Origin of the sequence: Thioalkalivibrio denitrificans (assembly GCF_002000365.1) — a bacterium.
Taxonomy (GTDB): domain Bacteria; phylum Pseudomonadota; class Gammaproteobacteria; order Ectothiorhodospirales; family Ectothiorhodospiraceae; genus Thioalkalivibrio_A; species Thioalkalivibrio_A denitrificans.
The window spans coordinates 1-18,939 of the sequence record NZ_MVBK01000057.1 but is presented as its reverse complement, the minus strand read 5'-3'; the positions used below and the strand labels follow the sequence as shown (position 1 = coordinate 18,939).

The 18,939-nt window shown below is 63.6% G+C and carries 20 protein-coding genes; 2 read left to right on the top strand and 18 right to left on the bottom strand.

The window, feature by feature from the left end; genetic code table 11:
• Nucleotides 1–100 precede the first annotated feature (100 nt).
• The 9 genes from B1C78_RS09810 to B1C78_RS09770 form a co-directional block, all read right to left on the bottom strand.
• Complete coding sequence (locus B1C78_RS09810; protein WP_077278985.1) at nucleotides 101–580, bottom strand: hypothetical protein; 480 nt, start codon at nucleotides 578–580, stop codon at nucleotides 101–103.
• A 231-nt stretch (nucleotides 581–811) separates the two neighbouring features.
• Nucleotides 812–2,407: a peptide chain release factor 3 gene (locus B1C78_RS09805; protein WP_077278984.1), complete on the bottom strand. Its 1,596-nt coding sequence runs from the start codon at nucleotides 2,405–2,407 to the stop codon at nucleotides 812–814.
• A 257-nt stretch (nucleotides 2,408–2,664) separates the two neighbouring features.
• Entirely contained in the window at nucleotides 2,665–3,237 is a 573-nt protein-coding gene (locus B1C78_RS09800) for a DUF3106 domain-containing protein (RefSeq protein ID WP_077278983.1), read from the bottom strand.
• On the bottom strand, nucleotides 3,237–3,602 hold the full coding sequence (locus B1C78_RS09795) for a hypothetical protein (protein WP_077278982.1): 366 nt from the start codon (nucleotides 3,600–3,602) through the stop codon (nucleotides 3,237–3,239). The genes B1C78_RS09800 and B1C78_RS09795 overlap by 1 nt, the downstream gene beginning before the upstream one ends.
• Complete coding sequence (locus B1C78_RS09790; RefSeq protein WP_077278981.1) at nucleotides 3,599–4,162, bottom strand: RNA polymerase sigma factor; 564 nt, start codon at nucleotides 4,160–4,162, stop codon at nucleotides 3,599–3,601. The genes B1C78_RS09795 and B1C78_RS09790 overlap by 4 nt, the downstream gene beginning before the upstream one ends.
• Nucleotides 4,163–4,233: 71 nt before the next feature.
• Nucleotides 4,234–4,680 carry a hypothetical protein gene (locus tag B1C78_RS09785; RefSeq protein ID WP_077278980.1) on the bottom strand — a complete coding sequence of 149 codons (447 nt, stop codon included), beginning with the start codon at nucleotides 4,678–4,680 and terminating at the stop codon, nucleotides 4,234–4,236.
• Nucleotides 4,681–4,866: 186 nt separating this feature from the next.
• A complete protein-coding gene (rimI, locus tag B1C78_RS09780) occupies nucleotides 4,867–5,334 on the bottom strand; it encodes a ribosomal protein S18-alanine N-acetyltransferase (protein WP_077278979.1) in 468 nt (155 codons plus the stop codon).
• Nucleotides 5,335–5,536: 202 nt separating this feature from the next.
• On the bottom strand, nucleotides 5,537–6,220 hold the full coding sequence (locus B1C78_RS09775; RefSeq protein ID WP_077278978.1) for a uracil-DNA glycosylase: 684 nt from the start codon (nucleotides 6,218–6,220) through the stop codon (nucleotides 5,537–5,539).
• A gap of 177 nt (nucleotides 6,221–6,397) precedes the next feature.
• A complete protein-coding gene (locus B1C78_RS09770) occupies nucleotides 6,398–7,948 on the bottom strand; it encodes a 2-isopropylmalate synthase (protein ID WP_077278977.1) in 1,551 nt (516 codons plus the stop codon).
• 670 nt (nucleotides 7,949–8,618) lie between these two features.
• On the opposite strand from B1C78_RS09770, the gene B1C78_RS09765 reads away from it, so the two are divergent.
• A complete protein-coding gene (locus tag B1C78_RS09765) occupies nucleotides 8,619–9,281 on the top strand; it encodes a hypothetical protein (protein WP_139349884.1) in 663 nt (220 codons plus the stop codon).
• 500 nt (nucleotides 9,282–9,781) lie between these two features.
• Here the strand turns inward: B1C78_RS09765 and pssA are convergent, their stop codons facing one another.
• The 7 genes from pssA to copM form a co-directional block, all read right to left on the bottom strand.
• Complete coding sequence (gene pssA, locus B1C78_RS09760) at nucleotides 9,782–10,564, bottom strand: CDP-diacylglycerol--serine O-phosphatidyltransferase (RefSeq protein WP_077278975.1); 783 nt, start codon at nucleotides 10,562–10,564, stop codon at nucleotides 9,782–9,784.
• Between the two features lies 1 nt (nucleotide 10,565).
• Nucleotides 10,566–11,201 (bottom strand): phosphatidylserine decarboxylase, encoded by a 636-nt coding sequence (locus B1C78_RS09755; RefSeq protein WP_077278974.1) that lies wholly within the window; start codon nucleotides 11,199–11,201, stop codon nucleotides 10,566–10,568.
• 88 nt (nucleotides 11,202–11,289) lie between these two features.
• A complete protein-coding gene (gene ilvC / locus B1C78_RS09750) occupies nucleotides 11,290–12,306 on the bottom strand; it encodes a ketol-acid reductoisomerase (RefSeq protein ID WP_077278973.1) in 1,017 nt (338 codons plus the stop codon).
• Nucleotides 12,307–12,415: 109 nt separating this feature from the next.
• On the bottom strand, nucleotides 12,416–12,907 hold the full coding sequence (gene ilvN, locus B1C78_RS09745; RefSeq protein ID WP_077278972.1) for an acetolactate synthase small subunit: 492 nt from the start codon (nucleotides 12,905–12,907) through the stop codon (nucleotides 12,416–12,418).
• A 13-nt stretch (nucleotides 12,908–12,920) separates the two neighbouring features.
• On the bottom strand, nucleotides 12,921–14,615 hold the full coding sequence (locus tag B1C78_RS09740; RefSeq protein ID WP_077278971.1) for an acetolactate synthase 3 large subunit: 1,695 nt from the start codon (nucleotides 14,613–14,615) through the stop codon (nucleotides 12,921–12,923).
• 335 nt (nucleotides 14,616–14,950) lie between these two features.
• Entirely contained in the window at nucleotides 14,951–16,111 is a 1,161-nt protein-coding gene (locus tag B1C78_RS09735) for an aldo/keto reductase (RefSeq protein WP_077278970.1), read from the bottom strand.
• A gap of 96 nt (nucleotides 16,112–16,207) precedes the next feature.
• A complete protein-coding gene (gene copM / locus B1C78_RS09730) occupies nucleotides 16,208–16,591 on the bottom strand; it encodes a CopM family metallochaperone (protein WP_077279039.1) in 384 nt (127 codons plus the stop codon).
• 340 nt (nucleotides 16,592–16,931) lie between these two features.
• Here copM and B1C78_RS09725 point away from each other — a divergent pair, with 340 nt between their 5' ends.
• Complete coding sequence (locus B1C78_RS09725) at nucleotides 16,932–17,249, top strand: hypothetical protein (RefSeq protein WP_077278969.1); 318 nt, start codon at nucleotides 16,932–16,934, stop codon at nucleotides 17,247–17,249.
• Nucleotides 17,250–17,430: 181 nt separating this feature from the next.
• Here B1C78_RS09725 and B1C78_RS09720 read toward each other — a convergent pair whose 3' ends face one another.
• Nucleotides 17,431–17,820, bottom strand: a complete 390-nt coding sequence (locus tag B1C78_RS09720; protein WP_077278968.1) for a hypothetical protein — start codon at nucleotides 17,818–17,820, stop codon at nucleotides 17,431–17,433.
• Between the two features lie 8 nt (nucleotides 17,821–17,828).
• Entirely contained in the window at nucleotides 17,829–18,863 is a 1,035-nt protein-coding gene (locus B1C78_RS09715) for a lipoate--protein ligase family protein (protein WP_077278967.1), read from the bottom strand.
• Nucleotides 18,864–18,939: the final 76 nt, after the last annotated feature.

The following is an 18,939-nucleotide window of genomic DNA, read 5'->3' as shown; positions in this document are numbered from 1 at the left end:
GGGCTAAAGGCAAGAGACAAGAGGCAAGTAAGGGCAGCCGGGATCGTTTCCCTATGCCCAAGCGGCCCAAGGTACCGGGCGAACAACCCCGGGGCTTGTCTCAGGGCTGCAAGCGCTCCAGCAGCGCGAAGTCATCAAAATCCACGTCGAGCAACCGAAGGCGCTCCAGCAGGAGCATGCGGCGCGGCGCGTCCAGATCCGGCAACAGGAGCATGAACTGCTGCAGGAGTCTGGATCGGTAGTGGCTGTCCTCGCGCTCCATGTTCTCCAACACTTGCGTCACCGCATCGAAATCCGTGGCGGTCCCGCTCAGGAGCGCAAACAACTCGTGTCTGAGCAATTCCTGCTGCCCGCGATGCCGCTCCTGGCGCACTTGCGCGAACCGGCCGAGGCTGACGAAGCGATAACGCCATTCCGGTTCCGCATCCAGGTCGTCCAGCAGGCGCTGCAGATCACGCACCAGGGCCGCTTCGGGTTGCACCGGCTGCGCCTGCGGCGGCGCCCCCACCCGCTCCGCCAGCAGGTACCCATTCGCAAACAGCGACAGCACCAGCAACCCCGTCAGAATCCATGTCTGCATCTTGCCGCCCCCCCTGAGCCCTGCCGAAGAATCCGTTTAACCACGAAGCACACGAAGATCACGAAGAAAAGAAAAAGAATGTTCTCTCGCGAAGGCGCGAAGCCCGCAAAGAACTTCCAAGAGATCTTTATTCAAAAGCATTTCTTGGCGTGCTTTGCGTCTTTGCGAGAGGAATATTTTCTTGAATCACTTCGTGGCCTTCGTGTGCTTCGTGGTTAAACATACAAGACCTCAACCGCCGGCACCATGCTCCCGGGTGGCGTGGAAACGGACCTCGGGCCATTTTTCCTGGGCCATCTGCAGATTCACGCGGGTGGGGGCGATGTAGACCAGGTCGCCGCCGTGGTCGACGGCCAGGTTGGCGGCGACCTTGTCCCGGAACTGTTCGAACTTGCGGCCGTCGTCGCAGCTCACCCAACGTGCGGTCTGGACGTTGACGTTCTCGAAGCTGGCGTCCACGTTGTATTCGGCCTTGAGCCGATGGGCCACCACGTCGAACTGCAGCACGCCCACGGCGCCCAGGATCAGGTCGTTGCTGACCAGGGGACGGAAGAGCTGCGTGGCCCCCTCCTCGCATAACTGCTGCAACCCCTTCTGCAGTTGCTTCATCTTGAGCGGGTCGCGCAGGTGCGCGCGCCGGAAAAGCTCCGGGGCGAAGTTGGGAATGCCCGTGAAGGACAGCTGCTCGCCCTGCGTGAAGGTATCGCCGATGCGGATGGTGCCGTGGTTGTGCAGGCCGATGATGTCCCCCGGATAGGCCTCCTCCACATGCTCGCGGTCCGAGGCCATGAAGGTGAGCGCGTCGCTGATCTTCACGTCGCGTCCGATGCGCACCTGATGGATCTTCATGCCCTTCCTGAAAGTGCCGGAGCAGACACGCAGGAAGGCGATGCGGTCCCGGTGCTGGGGATCCATGTTCGCCTGAATCTTGAACACGAAGCCGCTGAAGGTCTCCTCGGACGGATCCACGGTGCGGGTCTCCGTCGCGCGCGGCTGCGGTCCCGGGGCATTCTCGACGAAGTCGTCGAGCAGCTCCTGCACACCGAAGTTGTTGATGGCCGAGCCGAAAAATACCGGTGTCTGGCGACCGGCCAGGTAGGCTTCCTTGTCGAAGCTGTGGGAGGCGCCCATCACCAGCTCCAGTTCCTCGCGCAGTTCCGCGGCCTGCCCGCCCAGCACCTCGTCCAGGCGCGGATTGTCCAGGCCCTGGATCACCTCGCCACGCTGAATCTTTCCGCCATGGGTTGGCGAATACAGGTGCACGGCGTCATGGTGGATGTGATAGACGCCCTTGAAGCGCTTGCCCATGCCGATGGGCCAGGTCACCGGGGCACACTGGATCTTCAGCACCTTCTCCACTTCGTCCAGCAGATCGATGGGCTCGCGGCCCTCCCGGTCCAGCTTATTGATGAAGGTCATGATGGGCGTGTCGCGCAGGCGGCACACGTCCATGAGCTTGATGGTGCGCTCCTCCACGCCCTTGGCCACGTCGATGACCATGAGCGCCGAGTCCACAGCCGTCAGGGTGCGGTATGTGTCCTCGGAGAAGTCCTCGTGGCCCGGCGTATCCAGCAGGTTGACGATGCACCCCTTGTACGGGAACTGCATGACCGACGAGGTGACGGAGATGCCGCGCTGCTTCTCCAGCTCCATCCAGTCGGACGTGGCATGACGCGCCGCCTTGCGGCCCTTGACGGTGCCGGCGAGCTGGATGGCGCCGCCGAACAGCAGCAGCTTCTCGGTCATGGTGGTCTTGCCCGCGTCCGGGTGCGAGATGATCGCAAACGTGCGCCGGCGGGCAGTCTCGGTGGCGTGCCTGGAACTCATTGGGGATCTGGTGCTGATGGAAACCGGTTATTGTAACTGATTGGGGGGATAGGGCTGAAGAAAAGGCGTTTTTTGCCACAGAGGGCACAGAGGTCACAGAGAAAAATGAAAAGCGACGTTGCGTAGGTCGGGCTTCAGCCCGACGCCAGGGCGCGCCGAAGTCACATCGCTGTCGGGCTGAAGCCCGACCTACGAAAGTCCATCAAGCCCGCCTTTCACTCTGTGCCCTCTGTGCCCTCTGTGGCAAAAAACGCCTCTCAACCCCCACCCGGACCCGTCTCCATCAGCCTCCGGCGCTCCTCCGGGTCCATCTGTCGGAGCCGTTCGCGCAGGGCCTCGCGCTCGTCCTCGGGCAGGGTCTGAAGGTGTTCGCGCCAGCGGCGGTGGCGTTCGCGGGCGGCCTGGCGTTCCTCCGGGCTCATGGCCTCCCAGCGTTGCCGCAGCCGCTCGCGTTCCTCGGGCGGCAGGGCACGAAAGCGTTCCCAGCGCTCGCGGGCCCGGGCGCGTTCCTCCGGATCCATGTCCCTGAAACGTTCCAGGCGCTCGCGAAAGCGGGCCTGCTCCTCGGGGTCCATGTGCCGCCAGCGTTCGGCGGCGCGCAACAGGCGGTGACGCTGTCCGTCAGGCAGTGAATCCCACGTCTGCGCGTAGGGTGCCAGCAGGGCCCGCTTTTCGCGGCTGAGTTCCGACCAGGCGGGGGCCGGTGCTTCGGCGATCTTCAGATAGCCGTGATGCCCATGCCCCGAACCGTGGTGCCCGTGACCGGCCCACACAGGCGACGCCCCGGCCAGCAGGCAGCACAAGAGGAGACCGGCAACTGCGCTGTGCATCAGCCGTGCTCCTCCACGGCCCAGGCCAGAAACTCGGGATCCAGAACAGCATCCTCTTCTTCCAGGCCCAGCAACAATTCCAGTTCCGCCACCTCCGTCAGCTGCGAAGGGAGGGGCTCGAGACCGCCGGGGCGCAACAAAAGCAAACCGGCCACGAGCACCAGAGACGCTGCCACGGCGATGCCGTAGGCAGGCGCGCGGCGCCGCGTCGCGTGGCGTTGTGCAAAGGCTTTGCGACGGGCCTCGGCGAGCCGTGCCGCCTCCCCGTGCTCCAGGGCGGTGTCCCGTTCAAGGACCGCTCGAACCCGTTCCACGAGGGGGTCGGCACCCGGGGATGCGTCTCGTTCGGGATTGTCCGGTGTCATGCGTATGCCTCCAGCCGTTTCCGCAGGGCGGCCACGGCGCGGTGTACATGGGTCTTCACACTGCCCTCGCTGATGCCCAGGGCGCGGGCCGTCTCCGCCGTGTCGAGGCCTTCCCAGACCCTGAGCAGGAAGGCCTGCTGCTGGCGCAGCGGCAGTGCCGCCAGCGCCGCCTCCAGTGCCGCGCCGAAGCGCGCATCGTTCAGTGCCCGATCGGGCTCCGGTGTGCGGGTGTCGACCCAGTCTTCCGGTTCAGGGCCGTGTCCATCCGGGTCGTGCCCGCCGCCGAAACCGAACAGGGAAACCACACGGTTGCGCACGCTGCGTCGCCGGTGTGCGTCCATGATCCGGTTCTGCAGAATACGCCAGAACAACGGCCGCCATTCCTCGTCGGGTCGATCCGCATAGCGGGCAATCAGCTTCTCCATGGCGTCCTGCACCGCATCCAGTGCCGCTTCACGGTCATCCAGCGCCAGCGCCGCCATGCGAACCGCCCGCGCCTGGACATCCGCCAGGAACCGGTCAAGTCGGGCTTCGTTGTCATGGTGTCCCGTCCGATTCAACCCTGGCCATCCCGGATCCTGGTGAAGGAACGCGGGGCCGGGTCAGAACCCGTCACCCCGCGGATGTCGACTCAATGCCGGTGGTTGCCCCCGCCGCGGCGCTCCTGCATCTTCTCGCGCATCTCGGCGCGCCGTGCCTCGCGTTCCTCGGGGCTCATGGCCTCCCAGGCCGCACGACGCTCGGCCATGCGCTCGCGCGCCTGTTCCTTGTAGGCAGCCCTGTCCTCATCCGACAGCGTGTCCCAGTGCATGCGCATGGCCGTGAAGTGCACGCGCCGTTCCTCGCGGTAGGCCTTGCGCTCCTCGTCACTCATCTGCGCCCGGTGCTCATGGCCGCGCCCCTGGCGGTGGTACTCACCCCCGCGGTGTTCACGGGCCATCATCATGTGGGAATGATGCCCATGCCGGGCCTCCCGGTCACCCGCGTGGCCATGAAACTGACTGGCCAACAGGGGGGCGGACAGCGCCAAGGCGCCGATGATTCCAACGGTCAGCATCGTACGGGAAAGCTTGCTCATGATGTGCTCCTGAATGTCGTGGTCCGGCGGATTGCCGGCCTTCAGGAGTTAGAACGCGCGTGCTGAGGATCGGTTGACGTTGAGGCGATTCAAAATTCAAGGTTCAATATTCAAGGGGGCATGGCCGGGTACCGGTGTGCCACCCCTTTGAATCTTGAATCTTGAATATTGAATATTGAATCTCGACTACTCCACCAGGGCACGGGCCAGGACCAGCGCATCCTCCCGGCCGCGCTCCGCCGGGTAGTAGCGCTTTCTCAGGCCCACCTCGTTGAAACCTTCGCTGAGGTAGAGGTGCAGGGCCGGGGTGTTGGACGGCCGGACCTCCAGGAAGACGGTTTGCGCATTCCGGCCCTGTGCCTGCTCGAGCAGGGCGCGCAGCAGCGTGCGCCCGTATCCCTGCCCCTGGCATTCCGGCCGCACGCACAGATTGAGCACGTGACATTCCCCGACCGCCACCGACATCACACCGTAGCCCACGAGACTGTCCGCTTCCGTCATGACCCAGCAGGAATAGCCCACCCGCATGCAGTCCCGGAAGATACCCTCCGTCCACGGATAGGGATAGGCGCGCACTTCCACGCCCATGATCTCGTCCAGATCCTCGTGACGCATGGGACGAAGCCGCGGATTTGTACTGAGAATGGCACTCAAGGCTATCGGTCCGACCTTTGTCTCCTTGACACTTAGAATGGACAGGATGAACAGGATTAAAAGCGCTTTGAAATCATGTGAATCCTGTTAATCCTGTCTAATTGCCTTTCATCCTGTAAATCCTCAAAAATCCTGTTCATCCTGTCCATTACATTCACTCTGCAACGGACCACCCGCTTCCGCAAGGCACGCAGCAGCGCGATCAGACCCCCATCACACGACGGGCCAGGCAGAGATCTTCCCAGGCCTTGCGTTTGTCGGCGGGCTGGCGCAGCAGGTAGGCAGGATGATAGGTGACGACGAGCGGGATATCCCGATAGTTCAGTGCCTTGCCGCGCAGCCGGGCCAGCGGCTCGCCGGTCTCCAGCAGGTTCTGGGCGGCGATGCGGCCCAGGGCCACGATGACGCGGGGACGGATCAGGTCGATCTGGCGGTCCAGATAGCCACGGCAGGCCTGTGATTCCTCGGGACGCGGGTCCCGGTTGCCGGGCGGGCGGCACTTGAGGATGTTGGCGATATAGACCCCCTGCCCCCGCTTGAGACCCAGGGCAAACAGCATGCTGTCCAGCAGTTTTCCGGCCCGCCCCACAAACGGCTCGCCGCGACGGTCCTCCTCCGCGCCAGGCGCCTCACCGACGAACAGCCACTCGGCCTCGCGGTCGCCGACCCCGAATACCGTCTGTGTGCGCGACGCGGCCAGTTCGGCGCAGCGGGTGCAGGCCGCCACCCTGGCAGCCAGTTCATCCCAGTCGGGCAGGGCAATGTCGTCGGCCGTCGACCGGCCCGCCGGTGCAAGCGTCTCCGGGTACGCTTGAGCCGTCCCCCGGAGAACCCAGTGCTGGATACCCATGGCATCCAGGTAACGCTGTCGCTGTTCGGAAGTCATAGGCAGGTCAGGTGCAACTGGCCGGCCGACAAAACCACCCCCTCCCCGACCCTCCCCCTGAGGGGGAGGGGGAAGCGCAGGGCATGCTTTCCGGAGGGAAAGCTTCGTGGATACGAGCAAGACAACGCCCCCTCCCCCGCTTGCGGGGGAGGGTTGGGGAGGGGGCCCGCCGCGGCCTCAGACATCGCCAAGCTGCGGGTGCGCCCGGGAGTCGGGATCGGCCAGGCGGTTCAGCGCGCTCAGATAGGCCTTGGCAGAGGCAATCACGATGTCCGTGTCCGCGCCCTGCCCGTTGACCACGCGGCCCGCCTTCTCCAGCCGCACGGTCACCTCGCCCTGCGCGTCGGTCCCGCTGGTGATGTTGTTCACCGAGTACAGCAGCAGTTCGGTGCCGCTGGGCACGATGGTCTCGATGGCCTTGAAGGAGGCGTCCACGGGACCGCTGCCCTCGGCGCTGCCACTCTTCTCCTCGCCGTCGACGCTAAGCGTCACGGAGGCCAGCGGCACCTCACCGGTCTCCGAGCAGACCCGCAGCGAGACCAGCTTGAAGCGCTCGTTCTCCATGGCTGCAGCCGCCTCGGTGACCAGGGCCTGCAGATCCTCGTCATAGATCTCGTGCTTGCGGTCGGCCAGATCCTTGAAACGGGCGAAGGCCTCGTTCAGTTCCTCCTCGGATTCGAACTCGATGGCCAGTTCCTTGAGGCGGGTCCGGAAGGCGTTTCGGCCCGAGTGCTTGCCGAGCACGATCCGGTTGGCGCTCCAGCCCACGTCCTGGGCACGCATGATCTCGTAGGTGTCCCTATGCTTGAGCACGCCGTCCTGGTGGATGCCCGACTCATGGGCGAAGGCATTGGCGCCGACGATGGCCTTGTTGGGCTGCACCGGGAACCCGGTGATGCCCGACACCAGCCGTGAGCACGGCACGATCTGGGTGGTGTCCAGGGTCGTGTCACAGGAAAAGACATCCTGGCGCGTCCGCACGGCCATGACGATCTCCTCCAGCGACGCATTGCCGGCGCGCTCGCCCAGACCGTTGATGGTGCACTCCACCTGCCGGGCACCATTGAGCACCGCCGACAGGGAGTTGGCCACGGCGAGGCCCAGGTCATTGTGACAATGCACCGAGAACACCGCCTTGTCCGCATTCGGGATGCGCTCGCGCAGATTGCGGATGAGCTCGCCGAACTGCACGGGGATGTTGTACCCCACCGTGTCGGGGATGTTGATGGTGGTCGCCCCGGCATCGATCACCGCCTCGATCACCCGGCACAGGAAATCCAGTTCCGAACGCCCCGCGTCTTCAGGGGAAAACTCCACGTTGTCGGTGTGCTGGCGAGCCCGCTTGACCGCCTTGACCGCCTGTTCCAGCACCTGGTCCGGGCTCATACGCAGCTTGTGCTGCATGTGGATGGGCGAGGTGGCGATAAAGGTGTGGATGCGTGCCGAGTTGGCGCCCTTGAGCGCCTCGCCGGCCCGATCAATGTCGGTATCCTTGGCCCGGGCCAGCCCGCAGACGGTGCTGTCCTTGACCGCGCGGGCCACCGCCTGCACGGATTCGAAGTCGCCGGGACTCGCGATGGGGAAGCCCGCCTCGATGATATCGACGCGCATCTTTTCCAGCGCCTTGGCGATGCGCACCTTCTCCTCGCGGGTCATGGACGCGCCCGGGCTCTGCTCGCCGTCGCGCAAGGTCGTATCAAAAATATAGAGCTTGTCGCTGCCTGACATGGTTCTCTCTCCTGCCGGCCGGTCCCCCGGCCTGAAATCAATTCACGGATTCTAACGGATTCCGCGCCCGCTACGGGCAATCCCGCCCGGAAGGACGGAACAACGGATTCAGGGTGCGTTTGGCCTCGCCAGGCACAGGGAAGATGCCGCTAGCGCGGCAGTCGCAGGACAAGCAGGGAGAGAGCGCACACACCAACTTCGCCCCGGCGGGGAGAGTTTGAACCAACGAATTGGATGTGGGCGTATGGCATGGATGCCTGTTGGGGGTCAGCCACGTATTAGACTTGGTCTAAAGGTATCAAGGAACTACTCTGAACGCAAGCCAACCTCAGATAGCCACCCATGGTGGCCGTAGCCTCCACCTCGGCCACCAAACACCCGATTCCACCGCCGACGCGGAAAATTGACGGGCTTTCGGGGGGAATGCTAGTGTCCTGAGTCAGAGATTCGTTGCATTTCAGCGGGCCTGTACGGGCGTGGGGCAAGGCGCTCGAGCGAAGGACGGGCAGGCCNNCCTTGCCAAGGGCTTGCCATTGCCTGCGGCCCGCGCCTTGCCTTGGGTCTTGTGCGGGGCTCTGAAATGCAACGAATCTCTGACTCAGGACACTAGCCTCGGGCACCAGAATTGCCGAATGCCCAACTCCCCCGGAGTGGGACAATGGAGGGACCCATGCAACAGAACACATGGAAGGTTGTTTGCTTAGTCGTGTTGCTTCTCTTTACGGCCCACCCATTCTTCGGGGTCATAGCCGGGCCGGATAGTCACTTGTCTATCCCTCAGTGCCGCGGTCCGGGATGTGAGATCGTCGCTGTGGAACGCCCCTGGCCCGAGGCCCTCCAGTCAGGGATGCCATTTCGTCTTGGCGCCTACCGAATGTCCATTCCCTCCGATCCGCTGGAAGTCCAGTTTCAACCCGCGCTCGACCTGGCTGTCATCCGATACAAAGAAGGAACATTGGCTATCGCCCTGAGGCGAATCGATGAAATTGTAGCGACCGTATCGACAAAGGGGGCAGAGCCCCAATCTCTCACTGGAGCCGACTTTCCACGATTGGTGTTCACAATCACCCCGAACGACCCTGAACCCAGCACCCTTGTCGATAAGGTTATATGGCGCTTTGCCATGGACAGTAAGGGTGCATACTTCAAATATACAGAAGAGGCATACGCCTTTGTACACGGACAGGTTAAAGCATATGCCGCACCCGTAAAGTGGGGGCGATTCGATCACCTGATCTTCGTGGCGATGGAAGGGCGTGAGGACTTCCTCGAAATCTCGACCAACGGCATCACGTGGCCAGTCCTCCAATCTATCATCGGCTCCACAAAGTAACGCTGCATCCACGGAAGGGAAAAAGCCAATGGGAATGACGAACGAGGAACAAGAGGCCGTCGTAGAGATCCTCGACGTGCTGTACGACAATCACGCGTCGAACATCGGTTTCAGACCAACGGAACAAACCATACATGAATTGGAGAATTTGCTCCTAGAAATGCAGGAGTGCGATAAGCAACTGAGAACTCTGATAAAGGCGTTGCCATGCTCCACGCTGGCACGGGGATCACTGAGACGATGCTTGATCTCATTGGCGCGAACCCTTCGGCAAAATCGTTCGACGGTCTCCGTCTTTTGTTACAACGCACGTCGTTGGCAGTACAGAACCCGGATATTCGACAGCGGGGCACATTAGAGATGCACGACCATGAGTGCACGGTGGCCAACCCCCTCATGGTGGCGTTCTCGCGAATGCCGGACCTTGCACGAGCCGAGTCACTCGGTATTGGGCCGCAGGAATTCGTCGCTGAATCAGCAGAAAGACGGTTTCATCTTTCTTATTGCTTTCCGCTTTCGTCCTTGTCTTCACCTCCCCTAGTCCGTCGCCGACGCCAACGGATGACGCTGAGCGCCGGACCTGACAGAGCGTAGAGCAGGAATCCGGCCCAGAGCACCTTGGGCGGATCCAGGGCCGCCAGCATCAGGCCCACCAGGATCACCAGCACCACGAAGAAGGGCACCCGGTGACGGAAGTCCATGTCCTTGAAGCTGAAGTAGGTGATGTTGCTGACCATCAGGGCGCCGGCGATCACGGTCACGATCACGGCCATGATGCCCAGATCCGTGCCCTCGAAACCCAACTCGTGCCAGACCCAGACCATGCCCGCCACCAGGGCGGCGGCGGAGGGACTCGGCAGGCCCTGAAAAAACCGCTTGTCGGCCACACCGACCTTGGTGTTGAAGCGGGCCAGGCGCAGGCCGGCGGCGGCGGCATAGAAGAAGGCCGCCACCCATCCCACCTGCCCAAGGTCCACCAGCGCCCACAGGTAGACCACCAGCGCCGGTGCAAGGCCGAACGACACCATGTCCGAGAGGCTGTCGTACTCGGCACCAAAGGCACTCTGGGTATTGGTCATGCGGGCCACGCGCCCGTCGACGCCGTCGAGCACCATGGCGACGAACACCGCGACGGCCGCCGCGGTGAAGTGGCCGTTGATCGCCGCCACGATGGCGTAGAACCCCGCGAACAAGGCCGCCGTGGTGAACAGGTTGGGCAGCAGGTAGATACCCCTGCGGCCTCGCCGGACCTTGGGACTGACCTCGGTTTCGGATTCCGACATGTCAGTTGTCTTCGCTCTGCTTGCGAATCAGTACACCGATAATATCACTGCCCGCCCGCACACGTTGGCCTGCACTGACTTCCACCCGGCTGTTCTGCGGAAGATACGTGTGGACGGGAAGCCCGAATCCCAGAAATCCGCAGCGCCTGCCCTGGCCCATGCGTTCACCCGACTGGATACCACAGCGCAGGAAACGAAAGCGGCTGCCCAGTTCCACGGCGAACACCACATCCTCGCCTTCGTCAGTCTGCACCCACACAGCAAACTCCTCCGGCGGCACGTCGTCCTTCACCCCTTCCTTGCCCGGCCACCAGCGCTCGTGAACCTTGCCTTCCACCGGACTGTGGACATTGAATTCACCGAGAAGCGACTGGCGGATACTCACCCGGCGTGCCGGTCGACCCAGGTAGGGATCACGCGTTTCCGCGACCTCAGTGACCACCCCGTCAACCGGGCTGACCACCGCCAGCGCCTTCGGCGTGATCTCACGGCTGAAGTCACGAAACAGGAACAGTGTGGCCGCCAGCAGTATCCAGCTCGGCCATGCCAGTTGCGGCGCCAACAGGACATGACTGCCCGCAACCACCACCGCCGACAGGGTGACGTAGGGCCGACCTTCAGGAGCAAGGGGAAGCATCAAACAACGATACAAGCGTCAAACCCCAAGAGACAAGAAAGGGCCGAAGCCCCCTCTTGCCTCTTGCCACTTGTATCTTGCCTCTGGATCAGTTCTTCGACTTGTCGACGATCTTGTTGGCCTTGATCCAGGGCATCATATCGCGCAGGCGGCTGCCCACCACCTCGATGGGATGCTCGCGGGCAATGCGGCGGCTGGCCTTGAGCGTCGCGGCCCCGGCCCTGTTCTCCAGGATGAACTCCCGGGCGAACTTGCCGGTCTGGATCTCGGAGAGAATCTTCTTCATCTCCGCCTTGGTCTGCTCGGTCACGACGCGCGGACCGCGGGTGATGTCGCCGTACTCGGCCGTGTTGGAGATGGAATAGCGCATGTCGGCGATGCCGCCTTCATACATGAGATCCACGATCAGCTTCAGCTCGTGCAGACACTCGAAGTACGCCATCTCGGGCGGATAACCCGCCTCCACCAGTGTCTCGAAACCGGCCTGGACCAGAGCGGTAGTGCCGCCGCACAGCACGGCCTGCTCACCGAACAGGTCGGTCTCGGTCTCGTCCTTGAAGCTGGTCTCGATGATGCCCGCCCGACCGCCGCCGTTGGCCGACGCATAGGAAAGCGCAATGTCGCGCGCCCGGCCGGAGGCGTCCTGGTAGACGGCGATCAGGCTCGGCACACCGCCGCCCTGAGTATAGGTGGAGCGCACCAGGTGCCCGGGGCCCTTGGGGGCCACCATGATCACGTCGAGATCCGAGCGCGGCACGATCTGCTCGAAGTGGATGTTGAAGCCGTGGGCGAACGCAAGCACCGCGCCGGACTTCAGATTCGGCTCCACCTGTTCGCTGTAGAGGGCCGCCTGGTGCTCGTCCGGGGCGAGGATCATGACCAGGTCCGCGCCCTTCACCGCATCCTCGATGCCCTGCACCTTGAGGCCGGCACCCTCCGCCTTCTTGGCGGACGCCGAACCGGGACGCAGCGCAACGGTAACGTCCACGCCGGAATCCTTGAGGTTGTTGGCGTGAGCATGGCCCTGGGAACCGTACCCCACGATCGTGACCTTCATGCCCTGAACGATGGAAAGGTCCGCGTCTTTGTCGTAATAAACCTGCATGATGTAAATCCCCGAAAGATTAGGTACAAGGTACAAGGTACAAGGTACAAGGGTTAAAGGCCGGGGATTTTACCCCTTTGCCCTTGTACCTTGTACCTTGTATCTGAATTCAAATCTTTAATGCGACATCGCCCCGGGCGATGCCCATCACGCCGGAACGCACCACCTCCAGCACCTCGAACGGGCGCAGTGCCTCGATGAAGGCGTCCAGCTTGGCGCTGTCGCCGGTCAGTTCCACCACGTAGGTGGCGGCGCTCACGTCGATGATCCGGCCGCGGAAGATGTCGGTGAGCCGCTTGACCTCGTCACGATCGTCCCTGCCGACGCGCAGCTTCACCATCATCATCTCGCGCTCGATGTGCCGATACTCGGTCAGGTCCATGAGCTTGACCACGTCCACGAGCTTGTTGAGCTGCTTGACGATCTGCTCGACGATCTCGTCGGAGCCGCTGGTGACCAGCGTCAGGCGCGACAGCGTGGGGTCGTCGGTGGGCGCCACCGTGAGCGACTCGATGTTGTAGCCGCGGGCCGAGAACAGGCCGGCCACCCTGGACAGGGCGCCGGACTCGTTTTCCATCAGTATGCCGATGATATGTCTCATGATGCGCCCGCCCTCAGACCAGGATCATTTCGTTCTGGCCTGCGCCGGCCGGGATCATGGGATACACGTTCTCGGACTGATCCGTAATGAAATCCATGAACACGAGCCGGTCCTTGAGCTTGAGCGCCTCCTTGAGGGCACCCTCCACATCCCCCGGGTTCTCGATGCGCATGCCCACGTGCCCGTAGGCCTCGGCCAGCATGACGAAATCCGGGAGCGCGTCCATGTAGGACATGGCATACCGGCCCTGGTAGAAGAACTCCTGCCACTGGCGCACCATGCCCATGTAGCGGTTGTTCAGGTTCACCACCTTGATGGGCAGCTGGTACTGCAGGCAGGTGGAGAGTTCCTGGATGCACATCTGAATGCTCGCCTCGCCGGTGATGCAGGCGACCGTGGCGCCCGGGTGGGCCAGCTGCACACCCATGGCCGCGGGCAGGCCGAAGCCCATGGTGCCGAGGCCGCCGGAGTTGATCCAGCGGTTGGGCTTGTCGAACCTGTAGAACTGCGCCGCCCACATCTGGTGCTGTCCCACGTCCGAGGTCACGAACGCGTCACCCTTGGTGGCCTTCCACAGCGATTCGATCACGTGCTGCGGCTTGATCAGCTTGGATTCGCGGTCGTACTTCAGGCAGTCCATGGCGCGCCATTCGTTGATCTGCTTCCACCAGGCCTTCAACGCCTCGGCGTCGGGCTTGCGCGGATCGGCCTTGATTTCCTTGATCATGGCCTTGAGCACGTTGTCCACCTGGCCGACGATGGGCACGTCCACCTTCACGTTCTTCGAGATGGAGGACGGATCCACGTCCACGTGCACGATCCGGGCGTAAGGGCAGAACTTCTCGATGTTACCCGTCACCCGGTCGTCGAAACGCGCGCCGATGGCGATCACCAGGTCCGCGTGGTGCATGGCCATGTTGGCCTCGTAGGTGCCGTGCATGCCCAGCATGCCCACGTTGAGCTTGTCCGTGGCCGGGTATCCGCCCAGGCCCATCAGGGTGTTGGTGATGGGATAGCCCAGCAGGCGCGTGAAATCGGTCAGCGACTTCGACGCGCGCCCCAGGATCACGCCGCCGCCGGTGTAGATGATGGGCTGGCGCGCGGTGAGGATCAGGTCGATGGCCTTCCTGATCTGGCCGGAGTGACCCTTGATCGTCGGGTTGTAGGAACGCATCCGGATGGTCTTGGGATAGCTGAACTCCGCCTTGTGGGCCGTCACGTCCTTGGGAATGTCCACCACCACGGGGCCGGGGCGCCCGGAGGTGGCCACGTAGAACGCCTTCTTGATGACCGTGGCCAGCTCCTTGACGTTCTTGACCAGGAAATTGTGCTTCACGCAGGGGCGCGTGATGCCCACGGTGTCCACCTCCTGGAAGGCATCGTTGCCGATCAGGTGTGTGGGCACCTGCCCGGTGAAGACCACCAGGGGCACGGAATCCATGTAGGCATCAGCGATACCGGTAATGGCATTGGTGGCGCCGGGACCGGAGGTGACCAGGGCCACACCGGGCTTGTCCGTCGACTTGGCATAACCTTCGGCGGCGTGAATCGCCCCCTGTTCATGCCGCACGAGGATGTGTGCAACCTTATCCTGCTTGTACAGGGCGTCGTAAATGTGCAGAACGGCGCCACCGGGGTACCCGAAAATAAGATCGACACCTTCCTCCTGCAGGCAGCGGACAAAGATCTCGGCACCGGTGAGTTCCACGGTCTGGTCTCCTGCTACTGTGAAGGTGGTGAGTGTGGGGGCCCGCACCCCGCCGGAGAGGCGCACGGACCCGCCCCGTCGCATTCGGCGGGGAAAGCGCCCAATACTAATATGAAGCGTCGCAAATTTCACGAAAACCGGAAATTTCGCGCACTTCCTGTGGTTTTCGGCCTCCCACCTGCCCCCGCCGGTCCCCGGGGGTGTGCGAGTGAGCGCCCATCGACGCCATTGAAATTCAAAAGCCGGAACGCGAAGGGCGCAAAGGTATGCGCCAAGGACGCGAAGAAAATCTCCTTGGAGTTAAAACCCTTGTGCCTCTTGCCTCTTGCCTCTTGTCACTCGGCCTTCCTGTACATTGCCAGGTATTGCTTGCGCTCCATGGGCGGACGTTTCGCCACGGCCAGCATGTCGTCCAGGTGCTCGGGCGTGCTCATGCCCACCAGCGACGTGCCCAGTCCGGGGGTAGAGCGGTTGAACTGCATGGCCCGCTGGGCGGCATTGGGCAGATCGGCGAGGCGCTCGGCGACCACGTCCACGGACTGGCTGGCCAGATGGCCCTTGAGCAGGGTGTGCGAGGCCATCATGTAGACCTTGAGCTGGTGGGCCGCCTGGATGGGCGATGCCACGTTGCCCTGCCCCGTGGCGGTGTTGAAACGGGTGAAGCCCTCCGGCATCACCTGGTTGAAGGGCATCATCACGACCCGGAAGTGATGCCGGGCAGCGTCGTTTCCCGACACCTCCCGTGCCGCACGTTCTGCCAGCCCCAGCATGGACGTGATGGACTGGAAGAGCCTGGCGTCCGTCTCCACCCGCAAGCCGTCGAAGGTGGAAATGCCGTAGGCACGGATACGCTGCTCTTCGACGGCCCGCTCCAGCACCCGGAACACGGCGGAGAGCTTGCGATTCGTCATCTCCTTGCCGATCTCCGGGATGTGCACCTCCGGCTGATCCACCAGGAAGGCATCCAGCGTCTCGACGCCCATGAGGCTGCGGGACAGTTCGATCTGATAATTGATGTACTCGGGCGTCAGCAGGTGGGTGCCCTTGGCGAGATCCGCCTTCGTGCCGAGTCCCTGGGCCACGATCTCGGATTCGAACCAGGCGTTCATGTATGCCGGCGGGCCACCGCGCAGGGTCAGAAACCCGCCCTTGGAGAGGAGAAACATGGCCTCCCTCGGCACGCCCGCCGCAAGTGCCGCGCGGACCCCGGCCCCGACGGCCGCCAGCGAACGTCCGTAGCGGTAATGCGCGGCGGTGTCGATCACGTTGATGCCCCGGGTGAGCGCCCGCGTGACAATCGTGCTGATGGCCGTATCCACCTGCGGGCTCGCCTCGCCGCCGAAGGTGCCCACGCCGAGGCTGGAGAGCCGCATGCGCGCGCGCAGGAACTCGCTGTAATGCCCCTCGGCCGCATCGCCCGAAGCCACCCGGGCCTCCGCGTAGGCGCGGGTGGCCCTGGCATTGGCGTAGCCGGGGATCAGGATGACGTCATCCATGGGCCGACTGTTTCATCCGAGGTCCCGAGAGACCGCGGGACTCGCGACCAGCCGGGTGAAACAGTCGGACCTGGATGTGCCGCCAACATGTGCCGATCAGTCGTGACCCCGCTCCGCGAGCCACCGGCGCATCATTTCGATCTCCTCCTTCTGCGCCTCGATGATCTCCTTCGCCAGCTTGCGGATCTCCGGGTCCTCGCCGTACTCCAGGACCACCTCGGCCATGCCGACGGCGCCTTCGTGGTGCGGAATCATGCCTCGCACGAAATCCACGTCCGCGTCACCGGTGAAGGCGATGTTCATGTCGTGGTGCATGCGGTCGTTGACCTCACGGTATGCCTGCACGGAGGGCGGCTCGTCCGCGTCGGCTGCGCCGTGGTGATGATCGTGTCCGTGGTGCTCATGGCCCTGCTGGGCGAGGGCAACGGGCGCGCACAGGATCAGCAGCAGGGGCAGACTACGTCGGACTTGGCTCAGCATGATTTCATCCTCATTCAATGTGTTGTGAGTGGGTTCACGTGATTGGGACCCGTATCGGGCCCAGGGGTTTCGCCGGCCCAAGGGTATCATCTGCGAACGGCGAGGGCCGGGTGGCCCGTCAGGAGCCAGTCCAGCACTTCCCGTACCTCGGGCCTGATTTCGCCTTCACAGGGTGCGTCCAGCCACCGGTCACGCGACGCCCTGATCGTGAGCGCCGTGCGGGTGGGGTGATGGTCATGGGGATCAGAAAGGCCTCGACGCAAAGACGCAAGGCCGCAAAGACTCTAAAATATACCCTGCCCATCCGCCCAGTCATCACCCGGGCCCCGGGGAGTGGAAGATGAAACTGGTCAAGCTCATCAAACTGAACAACCTGCAGTACAACGTCAACCGGGACCCGGAGGCCTATCGGCGCCCGGTCAACGAGGAGTTCCGGCTCCAGGTGCTGCTCAACGGTTCCGGCACCGCCAAGGCCCGCTTCGTAGGCGAAGGCGAGACCCTGGGGGAGACCAACGTAAACCTGCCCGGCACCTTCGAGTGCCGCTTCAGCTACGACACGCCCGGCACCCGCGTAGGCACACTGATCATCGAGGGCAACGACCAGACCTTCCGACAGGACATCCGCATAGACGTCACCGAGCATGCGTGGGTCGGATGATTTTCGGATTGCGGGGCACTGACGCAGAGGACGCGGAGGCGCGGAGAGCGCAAAGAAGTTACAAGAAAGCACCAGTGAGAAAGCAGCCCCGGCCGTTCTCTCGCGCTATGGATCCCGGGATTCTCTGCGCCCTCCGCGCCTCCGCGTCCTCTGCGTTCATGACCGGTGCGCAATCGACCCCCTATTCCCCCCACTGATACTGCTCGAAGAATCTCGGCAGCATCTCCAGCATTTCGTCGCGGCTGAAGAAGCGGTCCGCGCGGGCGAGGCGCATCTCGTCCCGGATGTCTTCGTCGCCGCCAAAGCAGAACACCGGGATATTGATCTGGTGCTCCCGGCGCAGCACGTGGATCACGTCCAGGGGATCGAAGGCGTCGAACTCGTCCAGGTCGATGACCAGGAACCGGTGCAGCAGCACCTCGTTCCACGAGCCCAGCGCCTCCAGGTCCGTCGCCTCCACGCAGGTCCAGTGTGACGGCGTCGCCTCCCGGATGCGCGCGCGCATGTCGGCGTCGGTGGTCATCAGGATGAAGCGGCGCTGCATGCGCGCCTGGATCGTGGGTTCGGCCATGTTTCGGTTCACGGGGGTATGGATTCGTACAGGGCGCAGATACAGCCTGCCAGCCGTTCGGCATGAGCACCAGGCACGCGCCCGGCCAGACGTCCGAGGATTCGGGCCTCCTGCACCGGCTCGCCCACGCAGGCCTGCAGCGCGGCGTGCGCCTGCGGATCGGCGGCGGCCGCGCGCCCGATCCTGCCGTCGTCCAGCAGCAGCCGCAGCCAGCCGCCGTCCAGTGACCGCTCCACCAGATAACAGCGCCCGTTGATGCGGATCCCGTCCGGGACATGACGGCGACCACCGCCCTCTTCCAGCGGTTCGGCAAGTTCCTCGCGGGCCGCCGTGATGGCGTCGCGCGCTGCGTCCGACAGGTTGCCATCGGAGAACGTCCAGCCAAGTCGGTGCCGCGCGGTGTCTCGAAGTCCCGCCTGCAGTGCCCCTGTGTCCGGGTCGATCCCCTGGCTCCGCCAGTCGGTCATGCCCGCCTCCAGTGCCTCGACAAGCCACTGCCGGAAACCCGGACCGGGCGCCCGGATGCACTCGGCGAAGCGCGTGAACGGAAAATGCCTCAGCACGCTGGCACCCAGCACCAGGGCCTTGCCCTCCGTGGCCGCACCGCTGCCCAGGATCTTGCGATCCCCCACCCACAGATCCCGCCCCGCCATCCTTTGAACAGGCAGGCCCATGCCCTGGAACCAGTCCGACACCAGCCCCAGACACAGGTCAAACAGACCCCGGTGCCCCCCGGGCACCCGCCGCGCCGGCACGATGAAGACGAAACACTCCTGATCGCCGTCGAGCCACACCGTCCCGCCCCCAAGGGGGCGCCGGATCACCGGCACACCCAGGGCCTCGCATCGTTCCAGATCCAGGTCCGCATCCGGGTACTGGCTGGCACCGACGCTCACGTGGGCCTGCGCGGGCCGAGCCCAGAGCACCACCGGCCTGTCATCCGGCCCCATGGCACGCGCCACCCCGGTGTACGCGGCATGCAGATCCAGCGGATCCAGTTCGCCCAGATCGAGCCAGTGCCATTGGGTGGGTAGGGTGGGCAATCGTTGGATCCGAATGGACAGGATGAACAGGATTTTTCTGGATTAACAGGATGAAATGCAATCGGACAGGATTAAC